A 16020-nucleotide genomic window follows, 5' to 3' on the forward strand; every position below is an offset into this window, starting at 1 on the left:
GGCGTATCATGGATAATCAATTTTTTAAGAACATTGAAAAGAAAACAGGCGTGAACATGCAGGATGTCATGAATCTTGCAGGATCACTTCAAAACGCCAATTTTAAAGATGAAAACACAGTCCGCAGTGTCATTAAACGCGTGGCGCAGCTGGCAAACAGACGCGTGCCGAAAGAAATGGAAGATAAGATTGTCCAGTCCATTACAAGCGGAAAAGAAAAGCTTGATTTTGGAACGATTTCTAAAATGTTGGATAATAAATAAGCGGATGGCCTGGGCAGCGGGCCTTTTTTACAGTGAAAAACCCGGCAGGATCACTGCCGGGCTGTTTATTTGGGCAAAGGCTGTTTCGTTTGCTGCAAAAGAGGATACAAAAACCTTGAACGGTGGGCTGTTTTGCCGCGCCTGTTTGCGGGACAAGACAAATATAAATGCTGTTTGGCCCGTGTCATTGCAACATACAGAAGGCGTCTTTCTTCCTCAAGCGGAGCTTCGTCTCCCTTTCTCGCTGTTTCTAGTGAGAAATCATGCGGGATGGAGCCGTCTACCGTGCCTAATACATAGACGGTTTTGAATTCGAGACCCTTTGACCGGTGAATGGTCATCAGCTGCACGCCGTTTTCATCCGTTTTGTTTTTTTCAGCAGCCCGCATGTGATCGACATGGGCGAGAAAGTCAGGGATGGTTTTGAATTTTTTGGCGACAACCTTGACGTCACGCAGGTCATCAGAACCTTTTTCCAGCTTATTTCCTTCGTTGCCCCGTTTTTTTAAGTATTCGGAGAAGCCCATTTTTCCTTCGGCAAAGGTAATGGCTTCCACCGGCTTCATGGTGCGGATGCTTGCGAAAAAGGGCACGATTTTTTTGATTTTATCCAGCTGGAACGGCTTCAGATCCGGCAATTTGGCCAGCGCTTTGATCATAGAGCAGTCCTCGGTAATCGAGAGCGCCTTCAGCGTGTTTAAAGCAGACTGTTTTAGAAATAAGGCAGGCAGCAAGTGCTTAATCGCTTCAGTATCATCCTCGTTTTGGCTTGCGTACAAGTATGCGAGTATCTGGCGGACGATCCTTCTGCTGTAAAAGGACTGGACGCCGCGATCTGCGGTATACGGAATGGATGATTGATGAAGCCTTTCATAAATGGCGCGGCCGGCGCTGTTTGTGCGGTAGAGAACCGCAAAATCTTCAGGTTTTGCGCCGTTTTGAATTTTTTCTTTGATATCGGAAACGACCATTGTTGCTTCTTCCTCTTCGTCATAAGGATAAAACAGCACAGGGACCTGTGCGTCGTCACGAGCGGCTTCCAGCATCTTGGCATACCTGTTTTTGTTCTTTTTCACGACAATATCAGCACTGGAAACGATCGGATGTGTTGAACGGTAGTTCGCTGTTAAATAGATTGTTTTGGCACCGGGATAATCCTTTTGAAAATCCAGAATAAAAGAAGGGCTGCTGCCGCGAAACGCATAGATTGACTGATCATCGTCACCGACACAGCACAGGTTTTGTTCCGGACTCGCCAGCATTTGCATGATTTTATATTGAACCGGATTAATGTCCTGAAACTCATCGATTAAAATATACGTAAACCTAGATTGATATTGCTCCAGAAGGTCAGGCCGTTCTATAAACAGTTCATAGCAGGCTGACGCCATATCATCAAAATCAAACTGGCGGTGTTCTTTTTTCTGGCGCTCATAATATTCGTATAGGCGGTAGACTTGTTTTTCCCACTCATCCTTTAAAGGAATACGTTCATTCGGCAAATAAGTGTTCTTCCAGAAGCCGATTTGCTGCAAAGCCTGATCGACAGGGAACTCTTTCTCATCTACGCCTTCTTCATAGAGTGCTTTTTTCATATATTGTTCCTTTTGCCACTCCATTTTCAGCAAATGCTCGCCATTCCATTTGGCAGAATCATAGTGATACAGGATTTTATAAAACAAGCTGTGGAATGTTCCGGTGACAAGTCTTCTGACTTTTGACGGCTGTAATCCGTACTGCTTCGCCATGCGATCTTTCATTTCCGCGACGGCTTTTGTTGTAAAGGTGACAAGCAGCATCTGTTCCGGCGGTATGTCTAAGTGTTCGATCATGTGGGCAGCGCGCGCGGTCAGCACACGTGTTTTTCCGCTTCCTGCACCGGCAAGCACCAATAAAGGGCCTTCCGTTTCCGTGACAGCTTTCAGCTGATCTGTGTTTAAGCCGACAGTCGGAAAAAGGCTCATATCAGGTGTTTCCGGTCTTTTTATAAAAGGTGTACCGGGTTTAATATGTCTTGGAGTCTGCCAATCCGTGACACCGGGTGCCGGATCAGCTGATATTGTTTTTCCTTTAGGCAAACGAAAGACGCCGGATTCCTGAAAGTCTTCTTTTCTCTCTTCTTTCGCCGGTTTCGGTTCGCAGGCTTCCTCACACGCCGGGAAATCACCAGGCTGCCGATGAATAAATGCAGGCGGTTCAGCGATGTTGAGCCTTAACAAAACAGGCTTTCCGCAATGAGAACAAAATAAATTCCCTTTTATTCCTTCTTCATAGAGGAATTGATAATGTTCTCTCGAATATGTATGTAAATGTATGGTTCGATCATTCAGTCGGGCGCATTTCAAAAAGGGGTCCTCCCAATAAAAAGGTGTTCATTACAGACAAAGACTATCATATCAAAAGAAACGTGTTTCAAAAAGTAAGTTTAAGGGAAAAGAACAGCAGAAGGGTGGGTATCGTATGATATATGCAGGTCAGATTCAGAACCAGCAATACGCTCAATATGCCAATCGCACAATAGGCCATAAACAGGATTATGCCGGAACAGAGAAGATCAGCTATGTCCCGTTTCAGCGGGTATACAAGGAACTTGAAAAGCAGCAGGAGAATCTAACGGCTGCTGAAAGGAAAGTAAACGAGGCAAAACGTAAGCGCTCTCTTTATAAAAGATTGCGAGAAAAAGGGATAGGCACATCTATTAATCGATATGTATAAAAAACCGTTCACATGAGAGAGCGGTTTTTTATATGCGAAAAAATCCGGATCTCAGAAGACCCGGATGGTGTTTAATCCTTAATCATTTGCAAATGGGGAATGCCGGCATCGAGAAATTCCTCTTCAGACAGCACCCGATATCCATGTTTTTTGTAAAATGGCACCGCTTGTGTTTGCGCATTTAACATAAAACCTGAAGCACCGCCGTCTGATGCCGCTTTTTCCAGCGCTTTCATAATGATGCCGCCGACACCGGCTGAGCGGTGGCTTTTTAAGACGCAAATTCGCTCTAATTTGCCGTATCCGTTCTTTAGCCGCCATCTTCCGGCGCCGACCGGCTGATCTCCGTCATATACCACAATATGCTCTGATTCGTTTTCGAGCTCATCAATTTCTTCTTCAACTGGTACGTTCTGTTCTTTGACAAAGACTTCTTTTCTTACATAAAATGCATCTTTCATTTGTTTTTCATTTTTTGCGATAACTGCTTCCAATTGTTTATTCTCCTCCGCCTAACAGGAACGTTTCATATACCGTCCACGAACCGTTTTCCAATTGATACAGCAGATGAAAACGGTCAACAATTTCTTCATGAGATACTTCCTGCATTTTTAACTGCCCTAATACATCCGAATGCTCATCGTCGGAAAGGTTTTGGCCGACCGTCACATGCGGAACAAAATTGTATTCCTGATTACCGGCTAATACACCGGTGTAAAGTTTTTCATTCAGTGTTTTTAATTCTTCCGTCGGTTCTGCTTTAATGTAAATGACATTATTGACAGGCGCAAAAGAACTGTATTTGGTCATTTTGAGAACAATCGGATGAGATTCTTTAGCGATTTCTCTCAATTGTGATACCAATTCACCGGCTTCCTCTTCCGTAAATTCAAATGAAGATCTCAGCGTCAAATGAGGCGGGATCAGGGAATAGCTCGGATCATAGCGCTTTCTGTAAGAGTTCGCGAGATCTTGCAGTTTTTTTGATGGAAATAAAACAATTCCGTATTTCATAGTATGTCCCTCCTGAAAATAAAGTATGTTAGAGCATTTTTTTGAGAGCCGGCGTAATGAGCGGCTGCCAGTATGTCCACTTGTGGTCTCCGTCAAACGGCTCAAAATAATAATCGGAAAGCTTCTCCTCCAAGAGCTTTTTCAGCTCCTGATTCGGTTCTGTGAAGTCCAAAATATTGCCGTCTGTCGTATGGACGTCTGTTTCTTTTGTTCCGATTTGGTGATAAAGAGAGAGGTGTTTGATGTCGTCTGACTGTTTCACGGCTTCTAATACATGTTGATCTACATAGGGAGACTGCATGATGATGTTACCAAACATATTCGGATAATCAAGCGCTGTCATAAGAGAAACTGTCGCTCCGAGAGAATCACCGATCAGTGTCCGCCCGTAGCCGACTTGGTACGTCGGAAATTCATGGTCCGCAAAAGGAACTAGCTCGTGGGCAATAAATCGTTTATATGCCGAAAACTTAGAACCTTCCGGATGATAGGTTTTTCTGCGTTCTTTTACATCCTTGTAAGGAACACCGATAATAATGCATCGGTCTATTTCTCTTTTGGACAGCAATTCCTCCACTTGTCTGCCGATTCTCCCCAGCCTGAAATAATCGTGGCCGTCCTGCGCGATAATAAGATGATATTTATAAAGAGGGGAGTAGTTTGACGGCAGATAAACGAGTACTGTCATTTCCTCGTTAAGCTCTTTTGAAAAGAGCTTCATTTCTTGAACTGTGCCGTTTTTCGGTGCCATAATACATTCCTCCAGGACATCACTAGACTTTCTTGCGTTTGAAATTATTGTACCATGAATTATTAGAAATTTCTCTCTTTAAACAGTTCGGTGCCCGAAGAAAAAAGTATTGAAATAAACTGCAAATTGCGCTAATATAAAACAATCAGAAAATTGAAATCGATATTTCTTATCGTGAGAGGTGGAGGGACTGGCCCTTAGAAACCTCAGCAACCGGCTTGTTTTGCATACGTGCAAAGCGCCAAGGTGCTAAATCCAGCAAGCGTACTATGCTTGGAAGATAAGAAGAAGCGTTAAACCCCTTCTTCTTATGAAGAAGGGGTTTTTTATTATGAAAAGGGAAGGTGTCAGCTATATGTCACAGCACGTTGAAACGAAATTAGCCCAAATCGGAAACCGAAGCGACGATGTAACGGGAACAGTGAGTCCTCCTATTTATTTATCAACAGCATACCGCCACAGAGGGATCGGCGAATCGACCGGATTTGATTATGTTCGGACAAAAAACCCGACACGCCAGCTTGTGGAGGACGCGATTGCCAGTTTAGAAAATGGAGCGAGAGGGCTTGCCTTCAGTTCGGGAATGGCAGCGATTCAAACGATTATGGCGCTGTTTAAAAGCGGGGATGAACTGATCGTTTCATCGGATTTGTATGGCGGCACGTACCGTCTGTTTGAAAATGAATGGAAAAAATACGGCTTGACCTTTTATTATGATGATTTCAGCGATGAGGACTGTTTACGCTCCAAGATTACACCAAATACAAAAGCGGTGTTTGTGGAAACACCGACAAATCCGCTGATGCAGGAGGCGGACATTGAAAAGATCGCCCGGATCTCAAAAGAGCACGGTCTTCTGGTGATTGTTGATAACACATTTTATACACCGGTTTTGCAGCGTCCGCTTGAGATCGGAGCTGACATTGTCATTCACAGCGCAACCAAATATTTAGGCGGCCATAATGATTTGCTCGCAGGCCTTGTTGTTGTAAAGGATGAACAGCTTGGAGAAGAAATGTTTCAGCATCAAAACGCCATCGGCGCGGTCCTGCCTCCGTTTGACTCATGGCTTTTGATGAGAGGAATGAAGACGCTCAGTCTCAGAATGCGCCAGCATCAGGCGAACGCGCAAGAGCTTGCGGCCTTTTTAGAGAAGCAAGAAGAAATCAAGGATGTGCTTTACCCGGGAAAAGGAGGCATGCTGTCCTTCCGTCTGCAAAAAGAAGAATGGGTCAACCCGTTTTTAAAAGCACTGAAGACCATTTGTTTTGCTGAAAGCCTCGGCGGGGTGGAGAGCTTTATTACATACCCTGCCACACAGACGCACATGGATATTCCTGAAGAAATCCGTATCGCAAACGGGGTCTGTAACCGTCTTCTGCGTTTTTCAGTCGGAATTGAACATGCGGAAGATTTAAAAGAGGACCTAAAACAGGCGTTAAGTCAGGTCAAAGAGGGAGCTGTTTCATTTGAGTAATCACAATTGGACGCTGGAAACCCAGCTCGTGCACAATCCATTTAAAACAGACGGTGCAACCGGGGCGGTCAGTGTACCGATCCAGCACGCATCGACCTTCCATCAATCTTCATTTGAAGAATTTGGCGCATATGATTACAGCCGCTCAGGCACGCCGACAAGAACGGCTCTCGAAGAAACAATTGCCGCACTGGAAGGCGGAACGAGAGGTTTTGCTTTCAGTTCAGGCATGGCTGCGATCTCAACAGCATTTTTACTTCTTTCACAGGGCGATCACGTTCTTGTGACAGAAGATGTATACGGCGGAACCTTCCGCATGGTGACAGAGGTTTTGACCCGTTTTGGCATTGAGCACACGTTTGTTGATATGACGGATATCAACGAAGTGGCGCGGAATATCCAGCCAAACACAAAGGTCATTTATATGGAGACACCGTCAAATCCGACACTTGGAATTACTGATATTAAAGCGGTTGTCCAGCTTGCAAAAGAAAACAGCTGTCTGACCTTTCTGGATAATACATTCATGACACCGGCACTGCAGCGTCCGCTTGATCTCGGCGTGGATATTGTGCTTCACAGCGCAACAAAATTCCTGAGCGGACACAGCGATGTGCTGTCAGGCCTGGCTGCTGTCAAGGATGAAGAGCTTGGGAAGCAGCTGTATAAGCTGCAAAACTCGTTCGGCGCCGTCCTTGGCGTGCAAGATTGCTGGCTCGTGCTGCGCGGCTTAAAAACGTTGCAGGTCCGTTTAGAAAAAGCGAGCCAAACAGCGCAGCGGCTTGCGGAATTTTTCCAGAAGCATCCGGCGGTGAAACGCGTGTATTATCCGGGGCTGTCTGATCATCCGGGAGCCGAAACCCATAAAAGTCAGTCGATGGGAGCGGGAGCCGTGCTTTCCTTTGAGCTAGAAAGCAAGGAGGCCGTTAAGAAATTAGTAGAGAATGTATCACTTCCGGTCTTTGCTGTGAGCCTTGGCGCCGTGGAATCGATTTTGTCTTATCCGGCAACGATGTCTCACGCAGCAATGCCTAAGGAAGAACGTGAAAAACGCGGCATCACAGACGGCCTGCTCCGTCTTAGTGTGGGAGTCGAACATGCAGACGATTTAGAACACGATTTCGAACAAGCGCTGAAAGAAATTGCGCCTGTAGCTGCACGTTAAAAAAGAAGCCGGACGATATCCCGGCTTCTTTTTATTTTTCATCATCAGGATTCAGAATCGCCAGTACTTGATGATCCTCCCATTTCCCGTTGATTTTCACGTTTTTTCGGGCAATGCCCTCTTTATGAAATCCCGCTTTTTCTAATACGCGCATGGACCCCAGATTGCGAGGCATGACACCAGCTTCAATACGATGCAGCTTCAGATCGTAAAACGCATAATCAACAATCAGTCTGACCGCCTCTGTCATAAGGCCCTTTCCGTTATGGGCTTTATCTAAAAAGTATCCAATAAACGCGCATTGCAGCGCTCCGCGGATGATTTGGAAAAGGGAAACCGTCCCGATTAATGTATGGTCTTTATTTGTGAAGATGCCGAAGTGATACTCTTGATCATTGTCCAGCCTTTGCTGATATTGTTCGATCCTTTTTCTCTGTCCTTCAGCCGTATAGTAATCGTCTGCGCGAATCATGGAGAACTGTTCAAAAAATGCCCGGTTTTCGCTTTGCAGCCGAAGATTCTCTTCAGCATCTTCTGTTTCTAAAGGTCTTATATAAATGGTATGTCCCTTTAACATACAGTGATCTCTCCGTTCTCTCGTCAGCAATTTCTCTTACATAGTATTCTGAGGTAAGTGTGAACATCCTTTTTATAAAAAGGAAGAAAACCAATTTCCCATAAAGGTGCCAACATAATTGCCGATCAAGTAGCCGAGTGTGCCGACCAGCATAATCGGTGCAACAAGCTCCCGCCACCCTTTGGCAATCGCCATCGCAGCTGCTGTTGTAGGGCCGCCGACTGTGGCGTTTACGGCAAGCAGAATTTCCTCAAGGCGCACGCGGAACAATTTACCGACAGCTAAGGAAACCGCTAAATTGCTGATGGCGATGATAAAGACAAATAAGAGAATAAGAGGCGCATTTGTGATGATTAACCGGAGATCTGCAGGAATGCCAATCACCACAAAAAACAAAAAAATCAAGTAGGTGCCAAGCTCCTGAGATCCATTGAGCCTTTCAAAAAAACGAGGGAACAGAAAGATGATAAGAACGGTTAAAGACGTAAGCACAAGGTACTGATCGCCAAGCGTCCCGGTCAAAAGGGGATGAGAAAACGTAATTTTGAAATAGCCGGAAATCTTACCGCTTACCGCAACAAGAGCAAAAGCAGCTCCAGCGTTAAAGGCAATATCCTTTAATGAAATGTCCTTCCGCTTCCAATAGCTTTCCGCGCTGTTACCACTGTTTCCTTCCGCTTTTGCCTGATCTTCAAACGGCATCGCATAATGCCGGCGAAACCATTTGAGTGCGGGAATACTGATTAAAATAAAAAACAACAGCGCCATCATGAAGTTATCTGCCACAACCGTTGCCGACACGTATTCGCCCGGTGTCTCAAATTTCGCAGCCATCGCCGCAAAATTAATTCCGCCGCCAATATAGGAGGCACTGATCATCCCGCCGATCTTATCTAGATAGGGAATATACTGTTTTAATAGAAAAAAAGCGATGATGCTGCCAACCACTGTCCCTAAGGAGCTCATAAGAAAAATAAACAGCAAACGCCTGCTTTCCTTAAAAATCTGCCGCACATTGATCTGAAACAGCAAAAGAGGAATCGCAAGGGGCACCACATATGACCATACGGTATCGTATACAGGCGATTCAACAGGAAGCACTCCAATATTCGTAAACACCATTGCACCGGCGAGCGCCAGAATAGCGCCTGACACAGCGGAAGCCCACTTAAACCGCTGCTCCAGCCCGATGCTCACTGCCGCCCACACCGCAATAAATCCCCATAATACCCATACATCATCAGAAGAAATCAAAGAATGCAAAACCCCATCACTCCTATTGTTAGAAAATTAAGACATATTATAATAGCCGATAGACATAACAGCAAGTCCGAAAAAAAGTTTTTCTAAAAAAGCAGTTGACGAATAGAAGGGAAGGTTATATAATAGAACTTGTCAGAAAGACAACAACATACCCAGCAACACATACATATCATGATTCCGTAGCTCAGCTGGGAGAGCGCTACCTTGACAGGGTAGAGGTCGCTGGTTCGAGCCCAGTCGGAATCATATCTTAAACCCTTGCGCAGCAAGGGTTTTTTACTTTGTATTTAGTTATATTTGTTAGCTTTGTTCCTACATGGGGACGAATTGAGGACGAAATTTCTTTGGGGCTGATTAAGAAGTGAAGTCAAAATCAGCCCTGTTTCTATGCTAGGTTTAATGGATTATAAGGTTTCAATATTCTTTTCGATTTTTTGAATAACTTGTTCGAGCCATATGATTGGAGATACGTCGTAACTAAGAATGTCCACTCCGTCAGCAGCTTCATCGATAAAATCATTCTTTTCTTCATCCGAGTAATCGCTGTTAATAAAATCTTTTAATGCTACTATATCAGTTTTTTGCTCTTCTTTTGGTATCTCTTCTAAGTATTCGGCCAGTGCTGATTCTGGAGTTTCTATATCTTGATGAAAAATACCTCCTAGAAATTGAAATACAGGTTCATAAATTTCGATTTCGATCATTACTTATCACCACCAAGAAATGTTAACTTCAAATCTGAGAAATGGTACGTATCTTATTCTAAATAACTTTCTGCTATATCAATATCATTTGTCATTTCTAAGTCAGGGTATTTTTCATCTAATTTTCTTAAACAATTAATAAGTTCTTTACTTTGGTAAACTTTCAGCTAAGTCTTCAAATACTTCACTGATCCAATATAAATCTTCTTTATTACAATTTTCTAGATAGCTAATTGTATTTTCCTCATTTTCTGAGAGTACTTCAATTATTTCATCCCAACTTTTTTGAATTCCATAGTCATCATTAGGATTAAGTTTTTTTCTTTTAATTAATATAGCTTCCATTTTTTTCTCTAAGTTCATATTGATCCTCTTTACTAAGAAGGGCTATTATTTTCAAATTGCCTTTCCTATTGTTACATCTCCATCATGGAAAAATTCAATAACATAACCAGATTCGCTGAACATGAAAGTATCTGAACCTACAGCAGTTACATCATCAATTACGTTTAAGGCGTTGTCTAAGCTGGTTTTTACAGCTGGATAATCACCGTAAGCCCAAAGGAGAATAACAGTTTTATCATCTATTTTATTCTCAATTAACCATTCGTCGATATCTTCAGCATAATCAATAGATCTGTGAGTAGTTACTTCATCCCATTTAATTCTACCCCATGATGTGAAGGGGAAACTTTCGCCAAGTTGTTCATGATATTTGCGTGTCTCAGAAATAGTGAGGACTTCTTTGTTATCTCCAAGAGCTTCTAGACATTCTTCGTATAAAGTCATATTAACACTTCCTATTTATTTAAATGTTTTAAAAGGGATTTATAAGTATCTTCGTTTCCGTTAAAAGGTATATAATATTTCTTTGCTTTATCTCCTTTTCCATTTCTATAATCCTCAACATTTATATGAGGTCCCTTTTCGGGGTCATAATCTAATCTCCAAAGGACTTTATTATCTCCAGACATTCGGCCAGTAACTTTACCAAAGCCTGCGCTTTTAGATAAAGTACCTATAAAAGGCTTTGAATCTATTCCTAAATCACCAATTAGATTTAGCGCCTCATTTCTAGCTTGTTCATATGTATCTACCTTTGGAAGCGCAACTTCTCTTGATTTTTTGGAAAGGCCCTTTTTAACTGTCTTGTTTTTTGATGACTTACCATTGATTGATTTAAAGAGTACACTATCTTTAGTGGAATCGGCTATTCTTTTTAGGAGTGGCGTATTTTTCACGTTAATGGTTTTCTCAGCATCTTGAAGGATTCCTTCTAATGCTGGAGTATACCGATTTACAGGAGATTTGACAAACTGTTTTACAGACTTTCCGCCTTTCTTAATTGGGCCACTAGCTGCTTTCCCAACTTTAGCAAGATCCTTCGATCCTGTTGAGACAGAGGACTTTCCACCTTTCAATAACAGAAGACTTCCGCCCAAATAAGTAACATAGTGCATCCGTGTATATGCATCCCCGTGAATCATTTTTTTGTCCCAATCATCCTTCAATGTGTCAATCATACTTTGAAAGGCAGCTTGATAGTCGTATTCCAGAACTGTATCCAACACTTTTTGAGGATCCTTGTTTAAGTTGTCAATTGTCCAACCGATATTCCACCCGAATTGAATGGCTCCTTCACCGGCATCTTTGGCAAGATCGTATACACCAACAATTGCACCTTTGGCGCCATCGCCTATGATTTGCAACACTTCTTTTCCGTTATCCATGAAAGCTTTGCGCTGTTCAAGAAATGAAACAAATTCAAGCTGTTCAGGGGTAAGATTTTCATAGCCGACCTTCTTGGCAATTTCTAAGTATTCATCCGGATCCGTCACTCCGTCAGTTAGCTTCTTCTTCAGCTCTTTGATTTCTCGCTCTTTAGCTTCCTCTTTCTTAATCGTCAAATAAGCATCCGTTCGCTTCTCAATATCGCCTTTTTTCTTATGTATGTCACTGTCACGGTACGCCTTGGCATTGTAATGGATGGGGGTAGCATTCTTGCCTTTACCTGTTGATTCCTCAAGCTTTTGGAAGTCCTTCTTGATGAATTGCTCGTTTGGCTCTGATTGGGCATATTCAGTAACAAGTGCTTCGTCCACGCTGCCTAGTTTATCGACTGTTTTTTTGCGTTTGTCCTCCGCATCGGCGAGTTCGTCTTTAAAGTCTTCAGTCGAAAATAGATCAAGCGGAAGAATGTCGTCAATATCATTTAAGATATCTTTCATGGCTTTCTTTTGTTCAGACATAATGGATTTTGATTTTGTATAGGCGTTAGCCAGCTCGTGTTCTAAGAATGATTCTTCTATGTAAGCATCAGATAATCTGGCGTCCTCTAAAGCGCCTGAAATGCTTGTCAAAAAGGCAATTTTCATATCAATTAGATCAATCCAATTGTCAGCCACCCCCGCATGATCTTGATAAAATGCTTTTATGTTGTCGGCACCTTTTCCCGAAAACTCACTGTCATCTAAGTCAGCTACGTCTTTGAAGGCTTTTTTTAGATTGATCATCTGACTTCTTAATTCTTTGTATTCTTTTGCACGTTTATCTGCTTCGGAAAGCAGTGATTTGGCTTCAAATACTTTCATGTTCATATCCTTTCATTCATACGGAATTAGCAACAAAATTTTACCACATGACATAAGACAAAATTCGAAAGGAATCTCTTTATATGGAAAATGAAACTTTAGGATTAGGTGTAAATACCTAAGTGTGATTTAGGACAACAGAACTTTAGCAGCGACAAAAGTTTGCGGTTTTTTTGCGGACATACATATTTTTGGAAATGTTAGAATATTACATAAAAGGTGTTTAAGGAGGGGTCCCGTGAATCCAGTTTTACCGTCGTCTAAAGTTGGCGTAAAGATCAATGAATGGTATAAGATGATTCGTCAATTCAGTGTCCCAGATGCAGAGATTTTAAAAGCTGAGGTGGAACAAGAGATCAATCAGATGGAAGAGGATGAATATTTGCTGATTTATTTCTCATTAATGAAATTCCGTCATCAGCTTATGCTAGACTATTTAGAACCAGTAACTACACGCATAAGACCAACTATTGACGAGTTACTCGAAAAAATAGAGGCGTCAAATAAAGGGATATCCGGTTTATTGTCTTACTACTCCCTGTTTTTTCGGGGGATGTATGAATTTGATCAAAAACAATATGTGAAAGCAATCGCCTATTATAGGGAGGCGGAGAAAGAACTTATCCACGTTCCTGATGAAATCGAAAGAGCAGAGTTTCATTTTAAGTTAGCCGAAGCATATTATGGAATGAAGCAAAGTCATGTATCTATGCACCACGTTAAACAAGCATTAGACGTTTACAATCAATATGAATTGTATAAGGTACGGAAAGTTCAATGTCTCTTTGTTATTTCAGGGAATTATATTGATTTTAAGCGTTATGAAAAAAGTCAGCCACATCTTGAAAAAGCGCTAGAGTTATCCAGAGAATTAAATAATAAAAGGCTCATTAGTTCCGCACTTTATAACTTAGGTACAAATTTTGCGGACAGAGGGGATTATCAGCAAGCAGAAGTTTTCATGAAGCAAGCTGTGGAGATTACTGAAAAAGAAAAGTTGACGAATTTGCCACATTCTTTATTTTCTTATGCAAAAATCCTTTTCAAACAAGGAAAAATGAATGAAGCCATCCAAGTAAGTAAGAAAGGGTTGTCGGCAGCTATTTATCAAGGCGATGAGCTTTTCACGAAATTACAGGGTTATTTAAAAGCTCTTTATGTCGATGCAGTGGACCAACAAGGTGTTAATAAAACAATAGAATACTTAGAAAGAAACAAGAACTATTCGTATGTAGAAGACATTGCCTGTGAGACTGCAGCTGCTTACGCAAACTCTAAAGAATTTGAAACATCTTATGTTTATCATCAGAAAATGATTGAAACTCAAACACAAATTCAAAGGGGAGAATGCCAGTATGACTTTTAAAAAGAAGGTATGCCTTATCCTAGGGTTGTCATTCGTTTTAGTATGTGGGTTTGGATCCAGCTTAACAGAAAGTCAAACTCAAAATTCATTCCAAGTTACGTCGGATCGTCTTCAAACATAAGCATCAGAAAGCCCTTCTAAATAAGAGGGGGCTTTTATTTATGTGTTAAGTAAACAGACAAAAACGAATCGATTGAAATAAAATATTACGGACCGAAAACCGCCGACGCCGTCAGACGGTTTCAGCTAATGAATGGATTAAAAGCTGACGGTATTTATGGGCCGAAAACAAAGGCGGAAATTGAAAAGCTTTTAAAATAAGTTTGTGAATTGACGAGGTTGAAAAATCTCGTATTTTTGTAGCAATAAGAATAAAAAGGACGATTTAAGCATAAAAATCAACCCTCGATGAATAAACCGGGGGTTTTTTTATGCAAAAAAAGAAGCCTATTAGATCAGACTTTTGCAGTTTTCTAGTTAACATACTATAAGAAAATCTTAAAAAATGTTATCTAAAAAAGTTTTTTATAGCCTCTAAACGTATGTTATGACTACATTCTTCACAAGTATATTTTCCTTTTATGTTTTCTTTAACTTGCTTATATTTCAATGTGCCTTCATATACTCTAAATCTTTTCCTGCAACTTATACAAATTACTTCATAATAAAAAATCACAAATCCCTCCTTTTCTCAAAATTAATATATACAACAAAGGACTTAATTTGAGAATTTTCATTTGAACTTTGATCGAACTATTCAACATGAACGTAATGCTTCTCCAAAGTAAAAAGACATTAAGTTGCACATACAGCCAGCAATAACTACTATATGTGTTCCATACTTCATTTTAAAACAAAATGAGTGCAGTTTTCTATTCTATACAGGGGCTTAGGCAGGACAATATTTACGGACTAAAGACTAAAGCAAAACTCGAAGCACTATTAAAATAATAGGAGAGTTAAACAAAGAACCCCACTTACAAGTGGGGTCTTTAATATACATATCTCAATCATATGTTCTGATGTAACCTTTTGCACTGTAATCAGAGCCGATAGTGCTGACATATAATCTGTATTTTTTTCCTTTTTCAAAAAAATAATTAGTAGTATCTCTACTTACTCCCGTATTTAAAAGAAGATAACCCAAATCAGGGTCGTTGATAGTTGGAGATCTCCATTGACCATCAGAGTATACCTCTACATATGCATCAGCGTATGATCCTGCAGTACCTTCTAATGTGATTCTTCCATATTGACCTGAACCATCAACAGTTTGAGTATAACCTCTATCCCAAGGACTAACATTTACACTTCCGTACGTATTAGCGGCAGATGCAGAATTAATAAATACCATTGACATAATAACGGCGAGCGCTATTGCAAAAAGCTTTTTCATTTAACAACCTCCTAGCATTATTTTTTTCAGTAAGATAATAGCATATATTGTTAAATTAATCCTCTTATTTCGCGAATATTCAAATATTTTTAATAAACCTATATACAATTGTTTATAGATATTGTATAATAAGAGCATAAGGAGGTGAGGAAATGCTAGACAATATGTTAAAAGTCCTTCAAATTATCTTCTATGTTGCATCAATCGCATGGATTGCCCAACAATCACACGATGCAAAGAAAAATAATAAGAAGGACTAAGTGTAAAGGGAAGCGACTTGGTCGCTCGCTTCTCAATATAATTATAAACAGTCTAGCATACAATATGAAGAGAAAACAAACATTCATTTTTTCCATGATACTGCTTAGTGTTGCATCCATTGGTCTGCGCTCGTTTTGGACAAACCCATTTACAACAGGCGTTATGATCTTTGTCTTAGCATTAACCATTTACATGATCATTAAGGATTTAAGGAGAAGATAACATGGAATATCATCTTAAAAGCCGTCAGGAGGTCGAGGACTTCATTAGGCGTGAAGTCCTCACCACTAATGAGGCAGAAGAGTTACTCGGGGTTAAACGGGCACGTATAAGCCAGCTTATAAGCAGCGGGAAGCTTATTCCGGTTAAAAAGTTGAGCGGCACCAGTTTGTTTCTTCGAACCGATTTAGAGGAAAAGAAAAAAGAATTAGAGGCTGGCCGGAAGAAGTACAGACCGTATGATGAATGAAGCCCTTC

Annotated in this window: 16 protein-coding genes, 1 tRNA gene, 3 pseudogenes and 1 riboswitch; of the genes and pseudogenes, 9 read left to right on the forward strand and 11 right to left on the reverse strand. The window is 41.2% G+C overall.

From position 1 onward, the window contains the following. Window positions 1–8: 8 nt before the first annotated feature. Entirely contained in the window at window positions 9–263 is a 255-nt protein-coding gene (gene spoVIF / locus P3L57_RS06340; RefSeq protein WP_010333784.1) for a sporulation-specific transcription regulator SpoVIF, read from the forward strand. A gap of 65 nt (window positions 264–328) precedes the next feature. Here the strand turns inward: spoVIF and P3L57_RS06345 are convergent, their stop codons facing one another. Then, window positions 329–2608, reverse strand: coding sequence for an ATP-dependent helicase (locus tag P3L57_RS06345; protein ID WP_069486391.1), 2280 nt, complete (start codon window positions 2606–2608; stop codon window positions 329–331). A gap of 115 nt (window positions 2609–2723) precedes the next feature. Between P3L57_RS06345 and P3L57_RS06350 the strand changes: the two genes are divergently transcribed. Further along, window positions 2724–2978, forward strand: coding sequence for a hypothetical protein (locus P3L57_RS06350; RefSeq protein WP_024120952.1), 255 nt, complete (start codon window positions 2724–2726; stop codon window positions 2976–2978). A gap of 71 nt (window positions 2979–3049) precedes the next feature. Here the strand turns inward: P3L57_RS06350 and P3L57_RS06355 are convergent, their stop codons facing one another. Genes P3L57_RS06355 through P3L57_RS06365 form a run of 3 tightly spaced genes read right to left on the reverse strand, consistent with a single transcriptional unit; the run spans window position 3050 to window position 4743 of the window. Next, window positions 3050–3472 carry a GNAT family N-acetyltransferase gene (locus P3L57_RS06355; RefSeq protein ID WP_059336248.1) on the reverse strand — a complete coding sequence of 141 codons (423 nt, stop codon included), beginning with the start codon at window positions 3470–3472 and terminating at the stop codon, window positions 3050–3052. 4 nt (window positions 3473–3476) lie between these two features. Continuing rightward, window positions 3477–3992 carry a YjcG family protein gene (locus P3L57_RS06360; RefSeq protein WP_010333788.1) on the reverse strand — a complete coding sequence of 172 codons (516 nt, stop codon included), beginning with the start codon at window positions 3990–3992 and terminating at the stop codon, window positions 3477–3479. A gap of 28 nt (window positions 3993–4020) precedes the next feature. After that, complete coding sequence (locus tag P3L57_RS06365; protein WP_059293017.1) at window positions 4021–4743, reverse strand: esterase family protein; 723 nt, start codon at window positions 4741–4743, stop codon at window positions 4021–4023. Window positions 4744–4909: 166 nt separating this feature from the next. Further along, window positions 4910–5030, forward strand: a riboswitch (SAM riboswitch). Window positions 5031–5098: 68 nt separating this feature from the next. On the opposite strand from P3L57_RS06365, the gene metI reads away from it, so the two are divergent. Together metI and metC are read left to right on the forward strand one after the other, a co-directional pair. Next, window positions 5099–6220, forward strand: a complete 1122-nt coding sequence (metI, locus tag P3L57_RS06370) for a cystathionine gamma-synthase/O-acetylhomoserine thiolyase (protein WP_069486624.1) — start codon at window positions 5099–5101, stop codon at window positions 6218–6220. Next, on the forward strand, window positions 6213–7385 hold the full coding sequence (metC, locus tag P3L57_RS06375) for a cystathionine beta-lyase (protein ID WP_059293016.1): 1173 nt from the start codon (window positions 6213–6215) through the stop codon (window positions 7383–7385). Before metI ends, metC begins: the two co-directional genes overlap by 8 nt. A gap of 31 nt (window positions 7386–7416) precedes the next feature. Here the strand turns inward: metC and P3L57_RS06380 are convergent, their stop codons facing one another. Together P3L57_RS06380 and P3L57_RS06385 are read right to left on the reverse strand one after the other, a co-directional pair. Then, a complete protein-coding gene (locus P3L57_RS06380) occupies window positions 7417–7962 on the reverse strand; it encodes a GNAT family N-acetyltransferase (protein WP_069486392.1) in 546 nt (181 codons plus the stop codon). A gap of 72 nt (window positions 7963–8034) precedes the next feature. Beyond that, complete coding sequence (locus tag P3L57_RS06385) at window positions 8035–9225, reverse strand: DUF819 family protein (protein ID WP_069486393.1); 1191 nt, start codon at window positions 9223–9225, stop codon at window positions 8035–8037. A 173-nt stretch (window positions 9226–9398) separates the two neighbouring features. Between P3L57_RS06385 and P3L57_RS06390 the strand changes: the two genes are divergently transcribed. Further along, window positions 9399–9471: transfer RNA gene (locus tag P3L57_RS06390), tRNA-Val, on the forward strand. A 158-nt stretch (window positions 9472–9629) separates the two neighbouring features. Here P3L57_RS06390 and P3L57_RS06395 read toward each other — a convergent pair. The 4 genes and pseudogenes from P3L57_RS06395 to P3L57_RS06410 form a co-directional block, all read right to left on the reverse strand. Then, a complete protein-coding gene (locus tag P3L57_RS06395) occupies window positions 9630–9929 on the reverse strand; it encodes a contact-dependent growth inhibition system immunity protein (RefSeq protein ID WP_059293009.1) in 300 nt (99 codons plus the stop codon). Between the two features lie 53 nt (window positions 9930–9982). Continuing rightward, window positions 9983–10292: pseudogene (locus P3L57_RS06400) on the reverse strand (hypothetical protein). 33 nt (window positions 10293–10325) lie between these two features. Next, window positions 10326–10718 (reverse strand): CDI toxin immunity protein, encoded by a 393-nt coding sequence (locus P3L57_RS06405; RefSeq protein ID WP_059336153.1) that lies wholly within the window; start codon window positions 10716–10718, stop codon window positions 10326–10328. A gap of 11 nt (window positions 10719–10729) precedes the next feature. Continuing rightward, the gene (locus P3L57_RS06410) at window positions 10730–12520 is read right to left on the reverse strand and encodes a T7SS effector LXG polymorphic toxin (RefSeq protein WP_069486394.1); all 1791 of its coding nucleotides are present in this window, start codon (window positions 12518–12520) and stop codon (window positions 10730–10732) included. A 238-nt stretch (window positions 12521–12758) separates the two neighbouring features. Here P3L57_RS06410 and P3L57_RS06415 point away from each other — a divergent pair, with 238 nt between their 5' ends. The 3 genes and pseudogenes from P3L57_RS06415 to P3L57_RS20725 all read left to right on the forward strand — a co-directional run. Continuing rightward, window positions 12759–13886, forward strand: a complete 1128-nt coding sequence (locus tag P3L57_RS06415) for a Rap family tetratricopeptide repeat protein (RefSeq protein WP_003224692.1) — start codon at window positions 12759–12761, stop codon at window positions 13884–13886. A 207-nt stretch (window positions 13887–14093) separates the two neighbouring features. Then, window positions 14094–14207 (forward strand): annotated as a pseudogene (locus P3L57_RS06420) (peptidoglycan-binding domain-containing protein); the annotation flags it as partial. A gap of 549 nt (window positions 14208–14756) precedes the next feature. After that, window positions 14757–14837: pseudogene (locus P3L57_RS20725) on the forward strand (N-acetylmuramoyl-L-alanine amidase); the annotation flags it as partial. 55 nt (window positions 14838–14892) lie between these two features. On the opposite strand, the gene P3L57_RS06425 reads toward P3L57_RS20725, so the two are convergent. Then, window positions 14893–15282 carry a hypothetical protein gene (locus tag P3L57_RS06425; protein ID WP_069486395.1) on the reverse strand — a complete coding sequence of 130 codons (390 nt, stop codon included), beginning with the start codon at window positions 15280–15282 and terminating at the stop codon, window positions 14893–14895. Between the two features lie 484 nt (window positions 15283–15766). Here P3L57_RS06425 and P3L57_RS06430 point away from each other — a divergent pair, with 484 nt between their 5' ends. Further along, entirely contained in the window at window positions 15767–16012 is a 246-nt protein-coding gene (locus P3L57_RS06430; protein WP_069486396.1) for a helix-turn-helix domain-containing protein, read from the forward strand. The last annotated feature ends 8 nt before the right edge of the window (window positions 16013–16020 follow it).

The organism is Bacillus sp. B28, from assembly GCF_029536185.1.
GTDB lineage: Bacteria > Bacillota > Bacilli > Bacillales > Bacillaceae > Bacillus > Bacillus halotolerans.

Bases quoted from the DNA above. Each gene is read 5' to 3' on its own strand.
- P3L57_RS06360 (WP_010333788.1), bottom strand. From the start codon at position 3,992: ATGAAATACGGAATTGTTTTATTTCCATCAAAAAAACTGCAAGATCTC.
- P3L57_RS06410 (WP_069486394.1), bottom strand. From the start codon at position 12,520: ATGAAAGTATTTGAAGCCAAATCACTGCTTTCCGAAGCAGATAAACGT.
- spoVIF (WP_010333784.1), top strand. From the start codon at position 9: ATGGATAATCAATTTTTTAAGAACATTGAAAAGAAAACAGGCGTGAAC.
- P3L57_RS06365 (WP_059293017.1), bottom strand. From the start codon at position 4,743: ATGGCACCGAAAAACGGCACAGTTCAAGAAATGAAGCTCTTTTCAAAA.
- P3L57_RS06405 (WP_059336153.1), bottom strand. From the start codon at position 10,718: ATGACTTTATACGAAGAATGTCTAGAAGCTCTTGGAGATAACAAAGAA.
- P3L57_RS06425 (WP_069486395.1), bottom strand. From the start codon at position 15,282: ATGAAAAAGCTTTTTGCAATAGCGCTCGCCGTTATTATGTCAATGGTA.
- metI (WP_069486624.1), top strand. From the start codon at position 5,099: ATGTCACAGCACGTTGAAACGAAATTAGCCCAAATCGGAAACCGAAGC.
- P3L57_RS06350 (WP_024120952.1), top strand. From the start codon at position 2,724: ATGATATATGCAGGTCAGATTCAGAACCAGCAATACGCTCAATATGCC.
- P3L57_RS06380 (WP_069486392.1), bottom strand. From the start codon at position 7,962: ATGTTAAAGGGACATACCATTTATATAAGACCTTTAGAAACAGAAGAT.
- P3L57_RS06395 (WP_059293009.1), bottom strand. From the start codon at position 9,929: ATGATCGAAATCGAAATTTATGAACCTGTATTTCAATTTCTAGGAGGT.
- P3L57_RS06430 (WP_069486396.1), top strand. From the start codon at position 15,767: ATGGAATATCATCTTAAAAGCCGTCAGGAGGTCGAGGACTTCATTAGG.